The organism is Thalassobacillus hwangdonensis (assembly GCF_042675915.1).
GTDB lineage: Bacteria > Bacillota > Bacilli > Bacillales > Halobacillaceae > Thalassobacillus_A > Thalassobacillus_A hwangdonensis.
Map to the genome: position 1 here is coordinate 287,620 of NZ_JBHTKL010000006.1, position 21,256 is coordinate 308,875.

At 46.1% G+C, this 21,256-nt stretch carries 16 protein-coding genes; 3 read left to right on the forward strand and 13 right to left on the reverse strand.

The features are described 5' to 3' along the window. Nucleotides 1–176: 176 nt before the first annotated feature. A complete protein-coding gene (locus ACFQ2J_RS17075) occupies nt 177–9,524 on the reverse strand; it encodes a carboxypeptidase regulatory-like domain-containing protein (RefSeq protein ID WP_386063413.1) in 9,348 nt (3,115 codons plus the stop codon). Nucleotides 9,525–9,831: 307 nt separating this feature from the next. Here ACFQ2J_RS17075 and ACFQ2J_RS17080 point away from each other — a divergent pair, with 307 nt between their 5' ends. Continuing rightward, nucleotides 9,832–11,052 (forward strand): DUF819 family protein, encoded by a 1,221-nt coding sequence (locus tag ACFQ2J_RS17080; protein WP_386063416.1) that lies wholly within the window; start codon nt 9,832–9,834, stop codon nt 11,050–11,052. 29 nt (nt 11,053–11,081) lie between these two features. On the opposite strand, the gene ACFQ2J_RS17085 is transcribed toward ACFQ2J_RS17080, so the two are convergent. Genes ACFQ2J_RS17085 through ACFQ2J_RS17095 form a run of 3 tightly spaced genes read right to left on the reverse strand, consistent with a single transcriptional unit; the run spans nt 11,082 to nt 13,049 of the window. Next, on the reverse strand, nt 11,082–11,624 hold the full coding sequence (locus ACFQ2J_RS17085; protein ID WP_386063418.1) for a hypothetical protein: 543 nt from the start codon (nt 11,622–11,624) through the stop codon (nt 11,082–11,084). 56 nt (nt 11,625–11,680) lie between these two features. Then, a complete protein-coding gene (locus ACFQ2J_RS17090; RefSeq protein ID WP_386063421.1) occupies nt 11,681–12,520 on the reverse strand; it encodes a nucleotidyltransferase domain-containing protein in 840 nt (279 codons plus the stop codon). Between the two features lies 1 nt (nt 12,521). Next, entirely contained in the window at nt 12,522–13,049 is a 528-nt protein-coding gene (locus ACFQ2J_RS17095; RefSeq protein ID WP_386063424.1) for a DinB family protein, read from the reverse strand. 468 nt (nt 13,050–13,517) lie between these two features. On the opposite strand from ACFQ2J_RS17095, the gene ACFQ2J_RS17100 reads away from it, so the two are divergent. Next, nucleotides 13,518–14,795, forward strand: coding sequence for a hemolysin family protein (locus tag ACFQ2J_RS17100; protein WP_386063427.1), 1,278 nt, complete (start codon nt 13,518–13,520; stop codon nt 14,793–14,795). A 54-nt stretch (nt 14,796–14,849) separates the two neighbouring features. On the opposite strand, the gene ACFQ2J_RS17105 is transcribed toward ACFQ2J_RS17100, so the two are convergent. Beyond that, nucleotides 14,850–15,350: a hypothetical protein gene (locus ACFQ2J_RS17105; protein ID WP_386063430.1), complete on the reverse strand. Its 501-nt coding sequence runs from the start codon at nt 15,348–15,350 to the stop codon at nt 14,850–14,852. 194 nt (nt 15,351–15,544) lie between these two features. Between ACFQ2J_RS17105 and brnQ the strand changes: the two genes are divergently transcribed. Beyond that, a complete protein-coding gene (brnQ, locus tag ACFQ2J_RS17110; protein WP_386063433.1) occupies nt 15,545–16,918 on the forward strand; it encodes a branched-chain amino acid transport system II carrier protein in 1,374 nt (457 codons plus the stop codon). A gap of 66 nt (nt 16,919–16,984) precedes the next feature. Here the strand turns inward: brnQ and ACFQ2J_RS17115 are convergent, their stop codons facing one another. From ACFQ2J_RS17115 to ACFQ2J_RS17150, 8 genes are all read right to left on the reverse strand, one after another. Continuing rightward, nucleotides 16,985–17,473: an HIT family protein gene (locus ACFQ2J_RS17115; protein ID WP_386063436.1), complete on the reverse strand. Its 489-nt coding sequence runs from the start codon at nt 17,471–17,473 to the stop codon at nt 16,985–16,987. Nucleotides 17,474–17,568: 95 nt separating this feature from the next. Then, nucleotides 17,569–17,907, reverse strand: coding sequence for a DUF1048 domain-containing protein (locus tag ACFQ2J_RS17120; protein ID WP_386063439.1), 339 nt, complete (start codon nt 17,905–17,907; stop codon nt 17,569–17,571). Next, nucleotides 17,894–18,244 (reverse strand): PadR family transcriptional regulator, encoded by a 351-nt coding sequence (locus tag ACFQ2J_RS17125; protein ID WP_386063442.1) that lies wholly within the window; start codon nt 18,242–18,244, stop codon nt 17,894–17,896. The genes ACFQ2J_RS17120 and ACFQ2J_RS17125 overlap by 14 nt, the downstream gene beginning before the upstream one ends. A gap of 92 nt (nt 18,245–18,336) precedes the next feature. After that, complete coding sequence (locus ACFQ2J_RS17130; protein ID WP_386063445.1) at nt 18,337–19,062, reverse strand: ZIP family metal transporter; 726 nt, start codon at nt 19,060–19,062, stop codon at nt 18,337–18,339. 114 nt (nt 19,063–19,176) lie between these two features. Further along, the gene (locus ACFQ2J_RS17135; RefSeq protein WP_386063447.1) at nt 19,177–19,611 is read right to left on the reverse strand and encodes a cell wall hydrolase; all 435 of its coding nucleotides are present in this window, start codon (nt 19,609–19,611) and stop codon (nt 19,177–19,179) included. Nucleotides 19,612–19,644: 33 nt separating this feature from the next. Then, nucleotides 19,645–20,490 carry a DUF817 domain-containing protein gene (locus ACFQ2J_RS17140; RefSeq protein ID WP_386063450.1) on the reverse strand — a complete coding sequence of 282 codons (846 nt, stop codon included), beginning with the start codon at nt 20,488–20,490 and terminating at the stop codon, nt 19,645–19,647. Nucleotides 20,491–20,493: 3 nt separating this feature from the next. After that, complete coding sequence (locus ACFQ2J_RS17145; RefSeq protein ID WP_386063453.1) at nt 20,494–20,709, reverse strand: helix-turn-helix domain-containing protein; 216 nt, start codon at nt 20,707–20,709, stop codon at nt 20,494–20,496. 10 nt (nt 20,710–20,719) lie between these two features. Beyond that, the gene (locus ACFQ2J_RS17150) at nt 20,720–21,205 is read right to left on the reverse strand and encodes a DUF2975 domain-containing protein (RefSeq protein ID WP_386063456.1); all 486 of its coding nucleotides are present in this window, start codon (nt 21,203–21,205) and stop codon (nt 20,720–20,722) included. Nucleotides 21,206–21,256 lie beyond the last annotated feature (51 nt).

The following is a 21,256-nucleotide window of genomic DNA, read 5'->3' on the forward strand; positions in this document are numbered from 1 at the left end:
TCTCCTTTAGTATTTACTGATTAAAAATAGTTGGATTCTAATTAAAATATTAGTTTTACTGATTAAAACATTAGCAAAACTAATCAAACCTCTACCTTTTCTAATTAAACAGACCCATTTACTATTCAAAATAAAAAATTCAGCCCCAGGCGCGATGCCTGGGGCTGAATTTCTTATTAAGGTATTGTCACTTCCAACTGCCAAGAGTGCTCTTTACCTTTCACTCGATAAACATAAGTCTCGCCAGACTCGACATCAGCATCGAGGAAGCTACCCTCATCTACTTCCGCAAGCTTTTCATCACCGCGGAAGACTTGATAAAATTCCTCTCCAAGGTCCTCCCATGAAAGCTGTACGCCTTCATTAATGACCTCTGCCTGCAGATCGTCGGTGTTTCCTGCCTTATCTGGATCTTCACTTGAATCAGCGGTCTTACCTGGCTTACCAGGATTACTAGGCTTCCCAGCCACAACAATCTCAAGCACGTCGCTTTCTGCTTCACCTGCAAAATTCGCTGCGACAGCAACCAGCTTATGCTTACCATTAGCAAGCTCAAGTTCTGCTTCAAACGTACCGTCCTCACCAACTTCAACTTGAGCAAGCTCGTCCGAACCTTCCTTAATGGTCACCATAGTTCCAGCTTCCGCTGTACCACTCACGACAACTGGTCGTTTAACGACGCGGTCCATGTCATCCCAGACAGGTGCTTCTGGTGCAGTCTGTTCTGCATCGATCGCCCATTCGAGCGCGTTTACAAACAGCTGCTTTCCTTCTGCAGTCCATCCGTAATCCGGACCGATCATGTTATTGACTGCGTAGGACGAAAGGACAAGTTGCATGTGGTCGGCACTTCGGAACTGGTATCCAACCGAAGCTCCTTTATCTTCGCCGTCAACGTAAAGGTTGCTCAGCACTTTACCAGGGTACCCCTCAAATGTTGCATACGGGCTACGCTCTGCCAAAATCCGAACCTGCCCGTTCTCATCTGAAGCCACCCCTTCAAACATCGGGTGATCAGCTAGATAATCTACGAAAACGGCTCCTTCGTCATAGCCTTGTGCTCCCATTTCAGGATATCCCTCAACTTCCCTCAACAAATGCACCGAGCCTTCTTCTGCTCCCCACGTCCCAACAAATACGGTGCTGACATGGTGTTCATCGCTTGCTGCAATCAACTGCTCGACCTGCTCCACAGAGCCGTCTCCGCTATTGATCAGGACCAGCTCATAGTCGGCTACATCAGCAGCGACATCCCAGTCGCGTTCTTCTGCAAGCAAGTCATTTTCCATCAACAACTCTACAATACTACCATCCACATCACCTACGACGGCCACTTGATAATCATCAAGATGCACGTCCAAAACAATATTTTCATCCTCCACATTCACATCAACCGTTGCTGAGACATAGCCTTCCGCTTCCACTTTCAGCTTATAGTCGCCTGGCAGCAGTTGATCAAATGCGTATGCGCCATCTTCCCCAGTCATTACTTCTTCCTTGAAGTTTTCATTTTCGACCGGAGTCAGGGTAACCGTAGCGTCAGACACTGGCTCTCCCGTCTCTCGATCGGTCACTACGCCAGCCAGACTTACACCTTCGATTTCAGCAAGGGTGAAGTCGGCGACAACAGCATCTCCGAGTTCTGCTACCTCGACAGTCTTACTTGCTGCTTCGTAACCTCGAGCCAATACGCTCACTTCATACTCTCCGACACCGACACCGAATCGGTAATTTCCGTTCACGTCGGTCGTCGTCTGTTTGTTCTGTCCTTCAAGAGTCACTTGCGCTCCAACCACAGGCTCGCCAGCTTCATCCGTGACGGTTCCTGTAATCTCACCCAGACTTGCAGTCATTGCAAAATCCAGTGCGTTCAAGTAGATCTGCTCTGTATCCTCGGTCCAGCGTTCATTCGGGTTCCCATATCCACCGATATGAAGCGTCGATAATAGTACATGAACACTATTCGCAGAACTGTAATTGAAACCGATACTGTCTCCAAGCGGGCCAACCTCATCATTGGTCAGGCTCGCGATCGTCGTTCCACTGTAATTTTCATACACCCCGTATTGAGCGTTACTGTTCGGTCTCGTCAAAATCTCCACTTCATCCCCGACGTTGTACCCTTTCAAAATCGGGTGGTTCGATTCGACTTTCAACTTGATGCTATCCGGTGCAAATCCTCCAATAGCATCCTCTGGGTCTCCTGTAACATCTGACAAGTCACCCAATGTTCCGAAGCTATATTGCCCAGGGAATATCAGGCTCACTTCATTGGCATCTGCCTTTTCAATGAAAGCTCCGAATTGCTCGTCACTCATACTTGAAGATGTGTCATTCAAAATGACGAGTTCATAATTGGCAAGTGCTCCATCGAGTTCCTGGTGATCACGATAGTCATAAAAATCGACATCGTATCCATTCGATTCCAGGAACGGCATGATTCTGTCCTGCTGATAACTGTTAGCAAGTACAGCAATCTTCTGTGCCTGAACGAGTGTCACGTTCACCTCGATTGTCTCGCCAGCTGTAACATCCACGGAAGATCCTCTAGGCGCATAGCCTTCTGCAACAACCCGAAGTTCATATTGTCCTTCCGGTGCCACCAGTTCATAACTGCCGTTTTCATCGGTGGTCACTTCTAATGGCGTGCCTACCAGCTGAACACCGGCTCCTTCAATAGGTGCATTCGTCTGACTGTCGATCACTGTACCAGTAATCGTTCCGGCGTTATCGGTCTGAAGCGTGAAGGTTTCATTGAGCACTTGACCATTTTCAATCGTGACCTCAAAGGTCTGATCCACATGGCCGAATGCTTCCACACTCAGCTGGTACGTTCCCGCTTCCAACCCTACGAAAAATTCACCTTCGTCATTCGTATCTATCGTATCCCCAGTCTCTTCCACAGTAATTGCAGCTTTCACTGCCATACCCTGCTCGTTTTCTACTTTGCCATGCAGTTCGCCTACCAATGGTTCACGATCACTCGTTGTCCATTCCAGTGCATTCTGCAACAGCTTCTCTCTGTTTTCATCAAAATAATCACCTGGGTGGAAGACACTGCTGAAGGTGAAGTTCGCCATCAGCACTTCAACGGATTCTGTGGTGCGTCCTTTGAACGCGACCATGCTTCCACTCTCTCCATTCGCTTCATGCGTCATGTCCACTACGGTTTCACCGGAATAGCCATCGAAGCCGTAATAGTAATTGTATTTCGATTCGACATCGAAAGTCGTTTCCGGATCCAAACCTTCCGTCAACGGATGTGCTTTCGTCACAGTCGCACTTGCACCTGCATCACTTCCGCTGAACACTGCATCCGGATCATTGTAGAAATCGGATAGGAAATCGATTGCTCCCCTGCCGCCATGCTGACCAGTCCAAATGATTGAAGTTTTCGTTTCATCCAGGGCTTGAATAAACGCATCCAACTCCTGTTTCGACGGTTCTGCATCACGATCATAATCGTTATTGGCAAAAACAAGATCGACTTCTTCCAGCTTATCAAGATCCGTATAGGTCATGTCTTCGGCTTGATAACCTTTGTCACGAAGGTATTCTTTAACCGAAACGTAGCTGGATGAATTGACTTCCCCGATGACACCTACGAGAGGAGAAGGCTTCATCGTCAGATTCAGCGTAACTTCCTCATTGGCGGAAAGGCTCACCTCAACCTTTTTATCAACAAATCCTTCTTTTTCCAGAGACAAAGTGTAGTCTCCAGGCAAGAGGTGTTCCAATTCAAATGTACCCTGTGTGGTGGTGACCGCTTCACGCGGTGTGCCTTCTAGCGTAACCGCTACACCTTCCACTGCATTTCCGTCACGCTCATTTTCCACGACTCCGGATAGTGAGCCAGCGTCTTCGGCTACGTCGACTTCAATCGTCTGCGTCTCACTTCCCATGGTAGATTCGAGCGTGATCGTTTTCGTTTCGTAACCATAGGAATGAATCTCAAGCTCGTAGGTTCCTTCATCAAGCGCAATTTCAAATGCACCTGTTTCAGGATCGGTTTCTTTTTCCACTTCTTCACCGACCACTTTGACCGTAGCTTCCAAAGGCTCGCCTTCATCGTTCACAACGGTTCCGCTCACCGTTGCAAATTCTGCATTGGCTGCCCAAAGCACGGCATTGACGATCAGATTATTCCCCGCTTCAGTATAGTCTTCTTTGTTCCTGATAAATGAATATCCATGACCGCTCATCAAAAGCTCCAGACTTTCACCGGTCCTTGCTTTATAAGCGATTCCTGTGCCGAGCGGCTCTTCCATTCCTTCCTGCTGGATGTCAGCAAGCGGTTTGCCGCTGTATCCATCAAACGCAGCAATCGAGCCACCATCCGGCTTCAGAATTTCAATCGTCTCCCCTTCAGCGACCCCGTCAAAAATCGGATGCGCTTCTGTCACCACATATTCGGTGAGTTTGGAGCGATCTCTGAGTGTAGTACGATTTTCAGGATCCTGACGATGCTTGACGAGATGGTTGATTCCGGAACCACTGTAATACGTGTCCCCGAAAATCACACTCGTCTTCTGCTTGTCTGCCTCAGCCATCATGGCCTCGAACTGTTCCTTTTTAAAATAAACCGTACTCGGATCATTTACGAAAACAACATCGTACTCACCGATTTGTCCGGCAATTTCTTCTTCATCCACTTCTACCGCTTCAATGCCGGCATCTGCCATCACCGACCGGAAATTACGTGAATCGTTGTAATCATCACCGACGACTGCTACAGCTGGAACAGGATACAGCTCAACATTCTGATCCCCTTTGATCCGAGCGACGTCGATTTCTTTTTCCTCACTAATGTATCCATCCATTGAAACTTGCAGTACATGGACCGCTTCAGCGAGACCAGCGACTTCGTATCTGCCATTGGAAGAAGTCGTCGTTTCCTTTACTACTTCTCCATCCAAATTAAGTACCTTCACAGCAGCACCCTCAAGCGGTTCACCCGTCACTGAATCACTGACAAGCCCGGCCACCGTGCCACCATCGGTCCGCTCCATTTCAATCGATAGCGCATCGTTTTCCGAGCCCACTTCGATCTCCACAGTCTTCGTCGCAAAGCCTGCTGCACGGACTTCAAGCGTGTACGTACCTAAGTCGTGGAAAAACTCGAACGCTCCTTCAGAGGTTTCCACTTTCGTTCCTGTCTCAAGCACTTCGATCGTGGCATCGATCGGTTCTCCACCAGCATCGACCACTGTCCCATCGACTAGACCGAAAGCTACATCTCTCAAGTAATCGACTGTATTCAGAAGCAACTGCTGCTGGTCCTGCTTCCATCCTTGCAGCGGCGAAACCCATGGAGCTGCTCCGTGTGCTGCAAGCAGCATGTGGGCACTGTCTTCAGCTACAGCTTTATAGGCTACACCTGTTCCAAGATAGCCTGCTTCTGTGCTCCCGATTTTCGCAAGTGCACTGCCATCATACTGATTGAACCAGGCAAAATAGCCATCACGATCATACAGATCAAGCCTGTCACCGATTTCCCAGCCTTCAAAAATCGGATGAACGGTTTCAACTTCAAGCCTTACCGTACCATCGCCTGAATGCTCTCCGAATTTTTTCGGGTTTTCATAAAAATCATATAGATGTTCAATCGATCCGTATGACCCACCCCATTGATCGGTGAAGATCAGGCTGACACCATGTTCTTCAGCAGCAGCGATCAATGCATCGACTTGCTCTTTCGTAGGCTGAACGCCACCTGTCCTATACGCTCCATTCAAATAAACCATTTGATAACGGTCGATATCCTCAACGATATCCCACTCCCGCTCTTCAGCGGTAACACCGTTAAGCTGTAAGAACTTCGTGACTTCTGATTCGTAATCATCCAACACTGCCACATCGATCGGCTGCATCGAATAACTTACTGTTGTCGTTTCTCCCGCTACGACGGTAAGTTCTTCGGACAACGCTACATAGCCATCAAGCGTCAACGAAATTCCAAACGTTCCTTCATAAACGTTTTCTTCAGTAAACAACCCTTGATCATCTGTTGTTCCTTGGACAGGGGTACCGTTGACTTCTACGGAAACTCCTTCAAGTGCTTCCCCGGTTCGAGCATCTGTGACTTCCACCTGCAACGCGCCTTCCTCCGCTGCTTCCAACGTAAAGTCCTGTGCCCTGCTGAATCCGGAGACAAATTCAACAGTTGTTTCCTCCTGCTTATAACCATACTCACTGACTTTCACCGTGTATTCGCCAGGCTCATGGTTAATCGTGTACGTTCCATCTTCAGCTGCTGTCACCTCATAACCTGTCTCTTCAATCGACAGCACTGCATCCAGTCCATTACCATCAGCATCCGTCACTGTACCGGTCATGATACCTGGTGCCATGTAGCTCTGGATACCAGCACGATATGGGACAACGACCTGTCCGGATAGAATCGGAAGGTTGGAAGTGCTGTAAACCGGCAAGGTGTATGATGTGAGCACCTCACCCGTGTACACATCCAGACCTGAGAACTTTCCATCTTTCCCGGCATAGAATAAAATTCCGTTTGCGGAAATGGAGCCGTTATTATAGCTTGCTCCTACTTCTGTATTCGTCCATACAAGTTCACCAGTCTGTTTATCGAACGCCCGTAATAACGGCTCCGATGCAGACGTTGCAATCACCATGTTTTCATAAACGATCGGTGATGCAGCCTGGCTATCCCCTACATCGGCAGCACGCCATAATTCGTCGCCGGTTGCGGCATCGAATGCATACAGGGTCCCGTCATCCATCGTCGTGCTGGATGCAGAGGCATACAACGTCCCTTCGTGATAAACCGTTTTTGAAAGGAATCCTTCTCCTTCCATCGTCTTGCTCCACACTTCTGTACCATCTTCCATACTGAAAGCACGAAGCTTCTCGTTATTGAAACTTCCAACAAACAGCATGCCATCCCCTAGAGTAGGACCTGCATAGGTCGGCGCTTCCAATGGCACATTCCATAATTCATCGCCTGATGCTGCGTCTAGCGCTGTCAGCTTGGCATTTCCATCAAGACCGGAGGATACATAAAGTTTTCCATCCTTGAGAACCGGGGCTTCATAGATTGCAGGACTGCCGACATCCGTACTCCACAGCACGCGGCCATTTGTTGCATCAAGTGCATGAATGTTCCCATCCGCGCCTCCAGATACAAATACTTTGCCATCTGCAAGCGTAGGTGTGGAACGATTGTCATTGCCCAAGCGGACTGCCCACATTTCTTCCCCTGTCTGGGTATCTAATGAAACGACCCAGCCATATTCGGTGACTGCAACAATCTGCTCATTATTTGCTGCAGGCGTAGTGAAAAGGAGCGGTCCCTTTGAACCGGATTCATACGTCCACGCATCATTGAGCGCATCCAGATCAATTGAATGTGGGGATACTGCATTACGAGCAGCATTGTTATTCGCAGTCTCCCACATCGCTGAAGAGGAAGCAGCATCTTTCCGAACTACTTCAATCGTCAGCTGCTTTTCGCCATCGACTGCAACTTCTGATGTGACCCCCTCTATGCCACTGCCGGTCACCTGAATCTCGTAGGTGCCTACTGGGACCTCACCTAGCGAAAATTCACCATCCGCATTAGTCCTGCTTACTGGCAATGGGGTATCTTTCACACGTAAGTATGCATATGCGACAGGATTGCCATCCTGGTCGACCACTTGTCCAGTGACTTCATAAGCAGCAGACTTCTGTAACGTCCACTCTACTGAAGTCGTTTCCCCTTGAGTCACTTCTACCTCTACTTCGAGGTCTTCATAGCCGAACGACTCGACCACTGCATCATACGTTCCTTCTTTCACTTTAAAGGAAAACGCCCCATCTGCCGGAATCTTGTATTCCATGTCATCAAGAGAAAGTGTCCCTTCGATCGGCTCACCTTCCTCATTTTTCAACACACCAGTCAATTCGCCCGCATAGGCGGTTTCGGTCACTGCCTGATAAATGTTGATGATACCCTTTCCATACACGCTGTTCGGCAGTTCACCCATGTACGTGTCTTGCCTCGCCGTATTCAGGAGCAGCTGCTTCACTTCATCGATGTCCAAGTCAGGGTTCGATTGATACAACAGCGCGACTGCACCTGTAACGTGCGGTGCTGCCATCGATGTTCCGCTCAAGGTGAAGTATTTTTCATTACCGATTTGCGAGGACATCGCTGAATAGATTTCATGTCCTGGAGCTACGATATCAGGTTTGATCATCTGCTTCGTTTCTCCATTTTCATCCGGCCAGTAGACAGGGCCACGACTTGAAAACGGAGCGATCTGATCAAAACGATCGGTCGCACCAACGGTAAAGGAAGCTGGAAAACTTCCCGGTGCACCGATGGTCTCTGTACCTGGTCCATCATTCCCTGCGGAGAAAACCGGGAAGATTCCTGCAGAGACCCATGCTTTTACATCATCATAGAATTCCATGCTGTATGTATTCGAGTTCCCCCAGGAATTGTTTACAACATGTGGTGCCTTTGACGGATCTCCACCAGGTGCCATGAACCATTGGAATGCTTCATGGATACCAGAAGTGGATGCCCTGCCGATATCATCAAAGATCTTAGCGGCAATCCATTCCGCTTCCGGAGCGACACCGATCGGCTTTCCACTGCCACCGCCTAGTACCGTTCCAGCAACGTGCGTCCCGTGTCCATTTCCGTCTTTCGGTGTTTCATAATCCTGTCCGGACACATCGATCCACGAAAACTGATGTGCACCGTCTTTCCCACGATAATTGTCCTTCAATGCTTCATGGGTAGCGTCCACACCGGAGTCCATGATACCTACTACGATACCGTCTCCCTGCAGTCCGTACTCTCCCCATACTTTCGTTGCATAAATTTTCTCAAGACCCCATTCCGGGAGCCTCGGACCTGATTCTTCTACCGTGATTTCAGGAAGCTCGATCACTTCATCAAGCGTGATGCTCTCAATATCTTCACGCTGTTCGAGTTCGTTCAATGCATCCTGGTCGACTGTTGCTGCAGCACCGTTGATGATCCAAAGCGTACTTTTCTTTTCCGCTTTCCCATCTTTTTCGAGCGCTGCTAATGCTTTGTCGAGTCCTGACTGACTTTTCTCTGCTTTATCCTCAAGCTTCTCTTTTACGAAAGCAAGCTTCTCGCTCCGCTTCTGCAAACTTTTCGTTTGAGGATAGAGCTTGTCCAGTTCCGGCTTATCCTTCATGCGGATGATGACATCCACTTTTTCTTTCTTTTTCAATATGGTTTTAACTTCAGCTTCTACCTTTTCCTGCTTGGCAGATTCCTTGGACTTCTGCTGTTCCGGCTGTTCGATTCCAAGCCCGGAGAGCATGTTTTCCAATTCATCCTCCGCCACTGCTGGATCCGCTTCTGCTTCACCACTCTCTGCCTGCTGCTCAAGCTGCTTCTCCAGTTCGAGCTTCTCTTCCTTCGTTTCCGGCTGTCCCTCTGTCGCATAAACAACAGAAGGAGGGACAGAAATCGAAAGGAGCATCAAAAAAATGGCAAAGATTGCGAAATTCCTCTGCAATCTTCTTTTTCTCAACATTCCCCACCTCCATAAAAATTGGCAATCTACCAAAAAATACTATATTTTTGATAAATTACCTCTATTTATCTGAATATTCAGATTAAATTCGTTCGTTGGTAGGAAATGGTAAGCATAAAGACTCTACCACGCATTAGGTAAAAAGTTCCAAATGGTAACCAGCAGCTTATTCTTTTTGTCCTAACCAGTACATTTATCCCACCACTTCGAATTCCTCAATTTCATCTATGACGCTCTTAAAATGGTAGAATTTATCGGATGTATGTTTTAATAGAGGAAATCGTTTACATAAAAAGGAGGAAACTACATGGAGAACACGTTGATCCAGGCAGATGACACGTGGTTGTTATGGGCCTTTCTTGCTGGATGGGCTGCTGTCAGCATCTACCTGGAACAGAAATATAAATGGGCGTCGAAGCTTACAGGTGCGATCATCGCTTTGCTTGGGGCTTTGATACTAGCAAACTTGAAAGTGATTCCGACAGCCGCCCCCGCCTATGATGCGGTGTGGACGTATGTTATCCCGTTAGCAATCCCGCTCTTGTTGTTCCAGGCCAATTTGAAAAAGGTACTGAACGAAAGTGGACGGATGCTGTTCATCTTTCTGATCAGTGCGGCCGGAACGGTAATCGGTGCGTATCTCGCATTCTTCCTGATGAAAGATTCAATCCCTCATCTGGACAAAATCGGAGCGATGGAAACTGGCTCTTACATAGGTGGCGGCGTGAACTTCGCTGCATTATCAGGGAAACTGAATCCGCCCGGGGAGCTCGCAGCATCTGCGATCGTAGCAGACAACCTTTTGATGGCACTCTACTTCTTCGTGCTGATTCTAATGCCGACGCTCAGCTTTTTCAGAAAAAATTACCGCACGCCATACATTGATGACCTGGAGAAAAATGCAGGATCAGGAGAAGAGAATACTGCTTCAAGCTATTGGAAACGGAAGGATATTTCCTTGAAGGATATCGCCCTTGCTAGCGGAAGCGCGTTCGTATTGGTAGGCGTTTCTTTCAAGCTGGCGGAATGGATCGATGGACTCATTCCTTCAGGAGATGATGTGAATGTAGTGCTGAACCTGCTGAATGGCCTGTTCGGGGATGGCTACCTGATGCTCACGACCGTGACAGTCCTTGCAGTCACCTTCTTCAGTGGATTTTTTGAAAAAATCAATGGCGCACAGGAGCTTGGTACTTACCTGATCTACATCTTCTTCGTCGTCATCGGGGTGCCGGCATCGATTCCATTGCTGATCAACAATGCACCATTACTTGTGGTATTCGTTGGTATCATTGTGCTGTTCAACATGCTTGTCACCTTCAGTGTCGGGCGTGTGTTCAAGTTCAGCCTCGAAGAAATGATTGTCGCCAGTAACGCCAATGTCGGCGGCCCGACTACTGCCGCAGCATTCGCAATCGCCAAAGGCTGGACGAAGTTGATTGTCCCGATCATGCTCGTCGGAACATTGGGCTATATCATCGGAAATTACATTGGAAGCATGATGTATTACGTCTTTCAAGCCATGTAAAAAGCAGCCGTCACTGGCTGCTTTTTCGTTTACCAAACGGATGCATATTTCTTACGGTATTTCGCATCCTGTTCTTTTTCGATCAAGTCCAAAGCTGTGCGCTTGATTTCCGGATCCTCGAGGTAATCATAGAGACTACGCATCCCTTCCATGATATCGAAGCGGATCAGCGTGTAATTCTTTTCATCCTGACAATTTTCAAATCGGTTGGTAAGATGATCCATTACCAGCTGTTTATGTTCAGGTCCGGCCAGCCCGACTCGCCAAATAGCCTGCAGGCTGTGCCTTGCTGTAACGAATTTCGAATCGAACGTCACTTCCCACACATCGGGAAAATCATGAAGCATCCGATTCTCTGGATCACTGATCGCAAGCTGAGCAAGAAACTGTGCCGCTCGTGATCGCCGGTGTGCATCCTTATGGGTGAGGTCTGCCTTCAAATCGTCCCACACCTCGTACGCCCAATCTACTTCCTGTTCGGTTTCCGCCATTATATGTTGATAGGCTTCGTACTGACTTGTTTTATCCTTCGATTCGAGCTCCTCGAAATAGCGCTTCATCTCTTCATTCATACCGTCCCTCCTCTCCTCTATCAGTATAGTACGATGTGTAGGCATCTAACCTTTATTCATAAAGGAAGATGGTCAACTTTTTCAGGGTTATGTTTATTCAGCCAAACTTCTGCCTCTCCTATCATCCAATCTCCGAATTCATCCAAAAAAGAGAGGATTTCCCCAGCATTTGAAGTGGGATTAATGGCATACACCAACGCTTGTCTCATCTTTTTCTGCTGATGAGGGTAGTACTGGGAAAATCGCTCATATGCCGGATATAAATCCCTTGTATAGGTTTGTTCGTCAATTAAAACGAAGGCAAATCCGCACCTGACGATGATTTTCATGATCCACGTGCAACAATCCGCTATATCCTCCAGGTCCTCGTTATCGACAAGGTCTTCTTTTGCCTGCTGGATTTGACTTTTCAACTGGACGATATGTGCGTTCGCCAGCTTCTCATCGGGCTTATAATCCGGCAGCGTCCCCTGCAGGTTTTCTCCATATAGGCAGACGCTATAGGTCTTGATCATGAACGGGATGATATGGAATCGACTTCTGTCAGCAACCTCCCCTAAAGGAAAGACTCCTGCTTCCACCCCATTTACAAAAGAAAAGCGTTCCGTGAGCTTCTCTTCAAGTGAATAGAGTCTCTCGAGCTCATCAGCACCCAATGGAGTATGCGTTACAATGAGCAGATCGATATCCGAAACACCTTCGATCGCCAGCCCTCTCGGTAGAGATCCACGCAGATAAATGCTATGAATCTCCTTGGAAAAAGCAGCTATAATTTCATCTACCACAAAGGTTACTGCTTCTTTGAATCTTACATCGATCTTTTCCCAGCTGGATTCGTTTACGAGATATCCATCGTGATTTACCTTGCAGACAGCTCCTATTCTCCTAATGTTCATGTCATCGCTCCATTCCAGCATTCTCGTCGAGCATTTTTCGGATGATCCGGATTTGCCCACGGTGATTGATTTCATCCTCAAATACATGAAACCAGATGAAATAGTGATTGGAAGGCTGGTCCGCCCACATACAATCTTCGTACAACCAATCATCTTCAAATCCAGCGAACTTCCGCAACGTCCGTCCCCTTACCTCTTCAAGCTTTGAAAGGTAAAATTCCAACGGCCGCCCTTTGATTTCTTTTCTCCCCTGGTCCCCGAGTGCATAGGCTGCTCCCCACTCCGCCATTTCCTGTTCATTCGGTCTCCTGCCATCAAAAAATTCGATTTGAAACCCTTTTTCGACAGCTGCCATATGTAGGAGTAATGCCCCGATACTATTGGCATTTTCACCAGGAAGATAATCCAGTTGTTCCGGAGTCAATCCTCTTACTGCATCTAGTGTCGTTTTTCGTGCGTAATTCATCTGGGTTACCAGTTGTCCGATCTGTGGTGTGTAACCTTTTATAGTCTGTACTTTATATTCCATGTACTCACCCCCATCATAACTTCATTTATTGTTCAGCAATACTAAAAAAATTCTAACATTTTCAAAAAGAATCACAACTATCGGATGGATGTATTGACGGTATTTGGTAAGTAGGATAAGATGATTTTACAGTCAAGAGTATAGACTGTGATGATTAAGAATAAGATATACTCCAAAGGGGAGTAGCTTACAGTGACGTCGACAATACGTGGTCTCATTCAGAAGATCACCGGCTAAACTGGCAACTTCATGTTGTTTGCGAGACCTTTGCCACTATGGTAAAGGTAGTCATACTTTAATGTACAGACCTTTACCAATCGTACTTGGTAAAGGTTTTTTGCTTTTCTCGAAAACTTATCGAAAAATAAACCAATGAGAAAGGAGTAAGCAGGCTGATGTAATTGTGTTGGTGGATAGTTAATGGAATGATTACAAAACATTTTAAAAAAATTGCAAAGGGGATAAATTATGGAAACGTCGATTAAGCTTGCAGCAGTGGCACTGTTGATCATTTTGACAGCGTTCTTTGTTGCAAGCGAATTTGCGATTGTAAAGGTAAGAAAGAGTAAGTTGGAATCTAAAGCAAATGAGGGAAACAAACGGGCAAAAGCAGCACTGAAGGTAACCAATAACCTGGATTACTACTTGTCTGCGTGCCAATTAGGAATTACAATCACAGCCCTTGGATTGGGGTGGTTAGGTGAACCTACCCTTGAGGTACTGCTTCATCCATTACTTGCGGGATTTGACTTGCCTTCTGGATTATCTCACACGATCAGTTTTGCCATCGCGTTTTTCATTATCACTTTCTTACATGTAGTATTAGGAGAATTAGCACCGAAAACAATGGCTATCCAAAAAGCAGAATCCATTACATTGATGCTTACTCCTCCTTTAGTTCTCTATAGTAAAATCATGTACCCGCTGATCTGGTTGCTGAACGGTTCCGCTAACTTACTGATTCGTACGTTCGGTTATCAGACAGCTAGTGAATCCGATGAAGTCCATTCAGAGGAAGAACTACGTCATATCCTTTCAGAGAGCTATGAAAAAGGAGAAATCAACAAATCTGAATATGAATATGTCAATCGGATCTTCGAGTTCGATGAGCGTCTTGCTAAAGAAATCATGGTGCCCCGCACCGATATTTCTGTGATCGATATTGAAGACCCGATCCAGGAATCCATCATGCACATCAGGAATGAAAAATATACGAGATACCCGGTCGTTAAAGGCGATAAAGACCACATCATCGGTATCCTCCACATCAAGGAGCTCTTTCAACAGGACCTGGCAGGCTTGGAATCCTTGGAAGCATTCGTACATCCTGTGGAAAAAGTATTTGAGAACATTCCGATTCATGACCTGCTCATACGGATGCAGAAAGCAAAAACACAGTTAGTAGTGTTGACAGATGAGTATGGTGGAACAGCCGGAATCGTAACAGCCGAGGATATCGTTGAGGAAATCGTCGGTGATATCGGGGACGAATTCGATGAAGAAGATGAAACGATCATTGATAACGAAGATGGAACCTTTGTAGTAGATGGAAAATTATCCATTGCAGATGTCAATCATTACTTTAATATTGAATTGGAAAATGGGGACGTCGATACGATTTCCGGTTGGATATTGAAGAACAACATAGACGCAAAAGAAGGTACCAAACTCATGCATAAGCTTTATCAATTCGAAATCATCCAAGTGGTGGATGATCAAATACGCAAGATAAAAGTATCAGCCTAGAAATATAGTAAAAAGAGTGACATCCACAGACGGATGTCACTCTTTTCATTCACCCTAACCTTTTTCCTCATCCAGAGGTTCTTTCAATGAATTTCCGATTACATCGCCATCGATCTCTTCCAAGTCTTCTGTCCCATCCTCATCAAAGCGCAATGTAACTTCCTCTTCGTTATCATCCAGCCTAAGTGTCAGAACAAACGCATCCTCTCTGTTAAAGGGTTCAGCTACGGATTGATTATCAACGAAAGTTACCCAATGCCCTTCACTGCCGTAGAACATAGAGGTATGATACATCTTCGGTTTCTTTCTTAAACCTTTTATGTAAAAGTCCAAATCCACTTCCTGCCCATCCACCCATTTCTGAATATAAGGCTCATCATCCTTTTTATACGTTATATTAACCTTGTACCTTACGTGACCCTCCTCTTCCTGCTCCATGACAAGGGCAGTTTTCCAATTTTCATTTTCACCCTTAAACATCATCGGTTCTGTTTCTTCATTTTCACAACCCATCAAAACCAGCAAGAGCAATAACAAACTCCTTTTGAAAATCATCCAATCCTCCTGCTCCTCTAAGTAGTAAAATCGATTCTACTATTCCCTTAATAGAAAAGAAACCGCTGTCATCAGAAAATCTTCAAATAGTTTAGAAGAATCGCTGAAATACGGTTGTTTCCGCCAAAAAATCCTGATAGGATATTCTCTAATACTTTACAGCACAAAACTATCATCAAGAAGGGAACTTGCACATGAACCAGAAAATCAGCTTCTCAACGTATGCAGCAATCGGGACAATGTTGTTCGGAATTTTCTTCGGAGCAGGCAACCTCATCTTTCCAATTCAGCTTGGCCAGCTCGCCGGAACCTCATTTTGGCCGGCACTGATCGGCTTTCTCGTGACAGCAATCGGCCTGCCGCTGATGGGAGTCCTGGCAATTGCACTGTCAGGCAGTAAAGGACTGCATGACTTGGCAAGCAGGGTCCACCCTATATTCGGAATCACCTTTGCTATCATGCTTTATTTGACCATTGGACCTTTCTTCGCCATTCCAAGGACGGCGACTGTTCCGTTCACCGTCGGATTTGAGCCATTCATCAACCCTGGTCAGAGTGGACTTTGGCTTGCATTGTTCAGCTTCATTTTCTTTGCAATCGTCTATTATTTTTCACTGAACGCAGCCAAAGTCATGGATATCATCGGCAAGTATTTGACGCCGACGTTCCTGTTGTTCTTATCGATTCTGATCATCACTGCGATTGTGAAGCCGATGGGCAGCTTCGGAGAACCTCAAGGAGATTATGCAGCTCTTCCATTCATGACCGGCTTCCAAGAGGGATATAACACGATGGATGCCCTCGGGGGACTGGCTATTGGAATCATCGTCATAAATGCCATTCGGAATCTTGGGATTACCGATAGGAAAGCAATCGCACAAGCGACCTGGAAATCAGGCATTTTCGCAATGGGACTGATGATGCTGATTTACGGATTGATCACGTACATGGGCGCATCCAGTGTCTCAGCAGTCGGAACATTGGAAAATGGCGGATTGACTTTCGCAGCAGTTTCCCAGTATTATTTCGGTCCATTCGGTTCAATTCTGCTAGCGATCATCATCGTGCTCGCCTGTGTGAAAACCAGCATTGGACTGACGATCGCATGCAGTGAATTTTTCCATGAGGTGTTTCCGAAAGTCAGCTATAAGACATTCGTGCTACTGCTTTCACTCGTTTCTTTCACTGTCGCCAACTTCGGATTGACCAACATCATCGAATTCGCCATACCTGTTCTGATGTTCCTGTATCCATTGGCAATCGTGCTGATCCTGTTAGGCCTAAGCTCCAGGTTGTTCAACCATAAGCGCAGTGTTTATGCAGGTGCGATGGCATTGACGTTTTTCGTAAGTATCATTGATGGTTACACTACATTGACGTCTACGATTGCAGGCTTGAATAATTCCATGTTGGAGGCTGTACGAACGATGTATGCAACCTATCTTCCGTTGTATGACATCGGGTTGGGATGGATGCTTCCTGCAATAGCCGGAGCCATCATCGGTTACATGTTGAATCGTGGAAGCAAAACAGATGCACCAGTTTTACAGGAAAATGTATCACATTAAAGAAACCATTAATTCCCTAACAAAAAGCAGAACGCACGGACAATATACGCCATGCGTTCTGCTTTATTATTTGTCGTTCAATTCTACAGTAAGGGTATGGATTGCTTCCATCACTTCCTGCACATTCTCTTTATCATTCATTTCATTTCTGGCGTGAAGCAATATCGGTCGAACAGACTCTACAGAGCGCCCGAACTCATACATCCATTCATAGCGTGGCACCATCCAAGTATGAAAATGATGGGTAGTGTCTTCGTTATAAAAATAATAAACATACTCTATACCCAGCACTTCTCTTTGAGCTTTTCTTATCCTGGTCATGACATTTATGTAATCTAACCTTTCAGCCTCGGTCAACTCATCAAGACTTTTGATGTGCCTTTTTGAAGCTAGTATAATCAACCCTCTTATTGGGTAAGCAACGTCCTGATGAGCATGAAAGTGCTCTGTTTCAACTACGACACCACCATCAGGATCAACTAAACCACTTGTCAGTGCACAGCTGAGACACTCAACCTCTACTGTATTTCCATTTGATAAGGTTATTTTTCTCACATGTATTCTCTCCTAAACAAAATTTCCGATAAATGAAATCGAAGACTACTCTAAGGTCTGAAAACATTTATAAAGTAGTCTTCATAGTTAAAATGTCAGCCACGCTTAACTGTATCGTTCAATCTCGTACGATACTTATCTGTCCAAGTTTTCTCTTCCCTCACTAAATCATCGCAGAAAGCGGCTACGTCTTCGCCGGTAAGGTCAGTGACTTTTTTACCTTCCGCTGCACCTTGTTCGAATAGGTCAAGGATTCCACTAAAAATACGATGGACATCCTTCCACTCTGAAGGACCGCCAGTAGTCCACATATACTTTTGAATCGCTTTGTATGCATTATGGTATTCACTCGGAAGCGCCTTCGCGCGTGCCTCCATCGCTCTCCATTCCCGCTTATCTTCAATACTTCCAATAATTTTTTCAAGAAAACTCATCTTCATTCTCCTTTACACTTGAATTTTTCAATTCGTTAATCGTACTTGAAACAAATTCCCATTTTCCCCAAAAGGTTTCAAGGTGGGCTTTACCTGCTGCGTTGAGTGTGTAGAATTTTCTCGGCGGTCCCATTGTAGATGGCTTTTTCTCGATATCCACCAATTCGTTTTTTTCAAGACGCATGGTGATTGTATAAACGGTTCCTTCCACCACATCAGTGAAGCCAAGTTTCCGCAGCTGTTGAGTGATTTCATAGCCGTATGTTTCGCCTCGACTGATGATCTCAAGCACACAACCCTCAAGCACCCCTTTCATCATTTCTCGGAAATTACTCATGTTCTTCCTCCATTTTTCAGTACTCTGTATCACCGGTATTCAGTATTACTTATTACTAGTATATAGTAATACTTAATAGTGCGCAACGTCAATCAACGGAAAAATTCTACGACGGAAATCATGCTTAACAATCCAAGTATGAATGCAAACGTTGCAGATCGTTCATATCCATGCCCGTGTGTTTCTGGAATCAATTCCTTATACACGATGAACAGCATCGCGCCAGCGGCAAATGCCAGCCCGTAGGGGACCAGGGCCAAAGCCAGTCCGATCATGTGGTACCCGAAGAAGCTGGCCACTACTTCAATCAGCCCCGTCAATGTGGCGATGAGGATCGCTCTTCCTTTTCCAGTTCCTAGATTGACGAGAAACAGCGCCACGAGGAACCCCTCAGGCGCATTCTGTAATCCGATTGATAAAGCAACGACAAGACCTAGGCTTTCATTTTCACTGGCAAAACTTGCGCCGACGGATAATCCCTCCGGCACATTATGTATCGTCATCGCTGACACCATCATCAACGCTTCATTTGGAACGAGCGCTCGTCCCGGATGCGGATTCAAATCCACGTGAGGCAGCAGTTTTTCTATGATATTCAATAAAAGAGCTCCACCAAGCACACCAAAAAACAACTCCCATAGATTGGTAAGCTTCAAGGATTCAGGAATCAAAGCATAAGTAGACGCAGCCACCATGATCCCGGCTGTATATGCCAGCAATACATCCATTCTCCTGTGAGAAAGGTTGTTCAAAAACAGGACCAGCAATGCCCCGAGACCCGTCGACAAAGCACATAACCACATTACCCATACATTCATCCTTGACCATCCTTCCACTGCAGTTCCTATAAGATATGTACTTGTCCTGGAATTAGAATGATCTCCGCGCACAAAAAAATGCCCAGATCAGCACTGGACATTAAAGTATTACCGCTAATATACACTGGCACATGTTCCAGCAGCAGGTTCATAGTAACAATGATTTTTGAACTGACCCGAAAATGGCTGACCATACCATGACGGAGGGCATGGTGCATAGGGATTGAAATACCACAATGCATATTTCGCAGGATGCTGACGCCAGTAGTTTAAATTCTGCCTCGCCAGTCGTTTCTCTACAGACCGCGCTCTGTTATAAAAGAGGTTCCCCTTCTGAACCGCTTCGAAAGAATAATTCCCACCTTGCACTTGGAAAATGACTTGGCGAATGGTCCTTACATCCGTGAAATCCAGGCAACTTGCTTTCGCACGGTTGACGATGACATTTCCGACGTAAAGCATTCCCTGTTTTCCTTCTCCCTCAGCTTCTGCCCGCATCATCCGCGCCATCAATGCAACGTCTGCATCCGTATATTTCACTATTGACATATTTTCACCTCAAGATTAGTGTATGAATGAAACCTATGTAGATGTCATTCTTTTTATGCCTGAATGCTGTCGGGATGATGAACGCCTTCGCAAATCTGCCTCTTTTCCTTTCACCAATTTCAGGGACGCTACAATAAGGAAGCTGACAATCACTAACAACAGCCACGAACTTACCTTCCCAAGATGAACAAGACTCCAAGCCTCCGTCTGATTCGGGTACTCCCACGCCCCGAAAAATGTTGCGATATTCTCAGCTATCCAGATGAAAAAGCCGATCAGGACAAACGAAAGGGCAATCGGCATGCGATAGACTATACCATTAACCGAATAGTTGACCCAGGAACGCCAGAAAACGATGATCACCAGGATAGATAAAATCCACCGAACATCCATCCAGAAGTGATGAGTGAAAAAATTCAAGTAAATGGCAGAACCCAGCGTAACGACCAGCCAAAATGGAGGCCAGTTCACCAGCTTCACATCCAGTCGTCTCCAAGCCTGACAGAGGTAGCTTGCGACACTCGCATACATGAACCCGCTGTATAAAGGGACACTGAACACTTTCGAATAGCCTTCCTCCGGATACGACCAGGACCCCATGTGCACTTTGAAGATTTCGAGTGCAAGTCCGATCAGGTGGAACAAGGTGATCACTTTCAGTTCATCTTTCGTTTCCAGACCGGAGCGCAGCATGATCCATTGCATCAGTAAGAAGAGTAGCAACAACCAATCGTACCTCGGCAATAAAGGCAGGGAAATCATTTGAGTGATTGCCAGAGATGCGAAGATGACTACAGGAAACAGACAGGATAGCGTCTGTTCCCACCCAAAGCGGACAAGTTGTCTGAATGCGTGCGTGATACGATTCGCTCCAGACATCCGTTACTCCCCTTCCTCAGGCTGGTATTCGAGCAAATCTCCCGGCTGACAATCCAATGCCTTACAAATCGCCTCCAGTGTAGAAAACCGGACTGCCTTCGCTTTCCCATTTTTCAAGATGGACATGTTGGCCATCGTGATGCCAACCCTTTCGGATAACTCCGTAACACTCATTTTCCGTTTAGCCAGCATTACATCAATGTTAATGATGATCGCCATATGAATCACCTCATACCGTCAGATCGTTTTCAGATTTAATATCGATCGCTTCTTTCAACAGCTTCTGAAGTACAGCCGCAAACACTGCGATCACGACAGGTGCGAATGTAAGTACCATTCCGATCAAAATGACCCCCGGCGCATCGTCTTTTTCACCGATCAAATAGAAGAAAGGCATTGCCGCCACATAAAACACGCTAATCGCCACTCCACAGAACTTGATGATCCTCAATGCCTTCACCGACAAATCAGAGAATGCTTTGTTCTTATCAATATAACTGAGCAGTCGCAGCGCCTGGTACAAAGCGATAAAAAACGGAATCGCCGAAGCATACATCACGACCAGAATCGGGTACACATATTTAGCCGGCTCCCAATCACTGTTTGCCGCCTCACTTGCAATCTTAGGTAATAAAAAGATGCACATTCCAAGTATTGGAACAGCTAAAAGAAACACAACTATTTTCAGAAAAAGTGTGGAACCTCGTCGTTTCATGAAAACACCCCATTTAAAGTATCTTTTTTTCATTATATGCGGTTATTTATC

Excerpts from the sequence above, each read along its gene's own strand:
- ACFQ2J_RS17150 (WP_386063456.1), bottom strand. The coding sequence starts at position 21,205 with ATGAAACGACGAGGTTCCACACTTTTTCTGAAAATAGTTGTGTTTCTT.
- ACFQ2J_RS17145 (WP_386063453.1), bottom strand. The coding sequence starts at position 20,709 with ATGGCGATCATCATTAACATTGATGTAATGCTGGCTAAACGGAAAATG.
- ACFQ2J_RS17095 (WP_386063424.1), bottom strand. The coding sequence starts at position 13,049 with ATGGAATATAAAGTACAGACTATAAAAGGTTACACACCACAGATCGGA.
- ACFQ2J_RS17125 (WP_386063442.1), bottom strand. The coding sequence starts at position 18,244 with ATGAGTAATTTCCGAGAAATGATGAAAGGGGTGCTTGAGGGTTGTGTG.
- ACFQ2J_RS17100 (WP_386063427.1), top strand. The coding sequence starts at position 13,518 with ATGGAAACGTCGATTAAGCTTGCAGCAGTGGCACTGTTGATCATTTTG.
- ACFQ2J_RS17105 (WP_386063430.1), bottom strand. The coding sequence starts at position 15,350 with ATGATTTTCAAAAGGAGTTTGTTATTGCTCTTGCTGGTTTTGATGGGT.
- ACFQ2J_RS17090 (WP_386063421.1), bottom strand. The coding sequence starts at position 12,520 with ATGAACATTAGGAGAATAGGAGCTGTCTGCAAGGTAAATCACGATGGA.
- brnQ (WP_386063433.1), top strand. The coding sequence starts at position 15,545 with ATGAACCAGAAAATCAGCTTCTCAACGTATGCAGCAATCGGGACAATG.
- ACFQ2J_RS17130 (WP_386063445.1), bottom strand. The coding sequence starts at position 19,062 with ATGAATGTATGGGTAATGTGGTTATGTGCTTTGTCGACGGGTCTCGGG.
- ACFQ2J_RS17085 (WP_386063418.1), bottom strand. The coding sequence starts at position 11,624 with ATGAATGAAGAGATGAAGCGCTATTTCGAGGAGCTCGAATCGAAGGAT.
- ACFQ2J_RS17120 (WP_386063439.1), bottom strand. The coding sequence starts at position 17,907 with ATGAGTTTTCTTGAAAAAATTATTGGAAGTATTGAAGATAAGCGGGAA.
- ACFQ2J_RS17075 (WP_386063413.1), bottom strand. The coding sequence starts at position 9,524 with ATGTTGAGAAAAAGAAGATTGCAGAGGAATTTCGCAATCTTTGCCATT.
- ACFQ2J_RS17135 (WP_386063447.1), bottom strand. The coding sequence starts at position 19,611 with ATGTCAATAGTGAAATATACGGATGCAGACGTTGCATTGATGGCGCGG.
- ACFQ2J_RS17140 (WP_386063450.1), bottom strand. The coding sequence starts at position 20,490 with ATGTCTGGAGCGAATCGTATCACGCACGCATTCAGACAACTTGTCCGC.
- ACFQ2J_RS17080 (WP_386063416.1), top strand. The coding sequence starts at position 9,832 with ATGGAGAACACGTTGATCCAGGCAGATGACACGTGGTTGTTATGGGCC.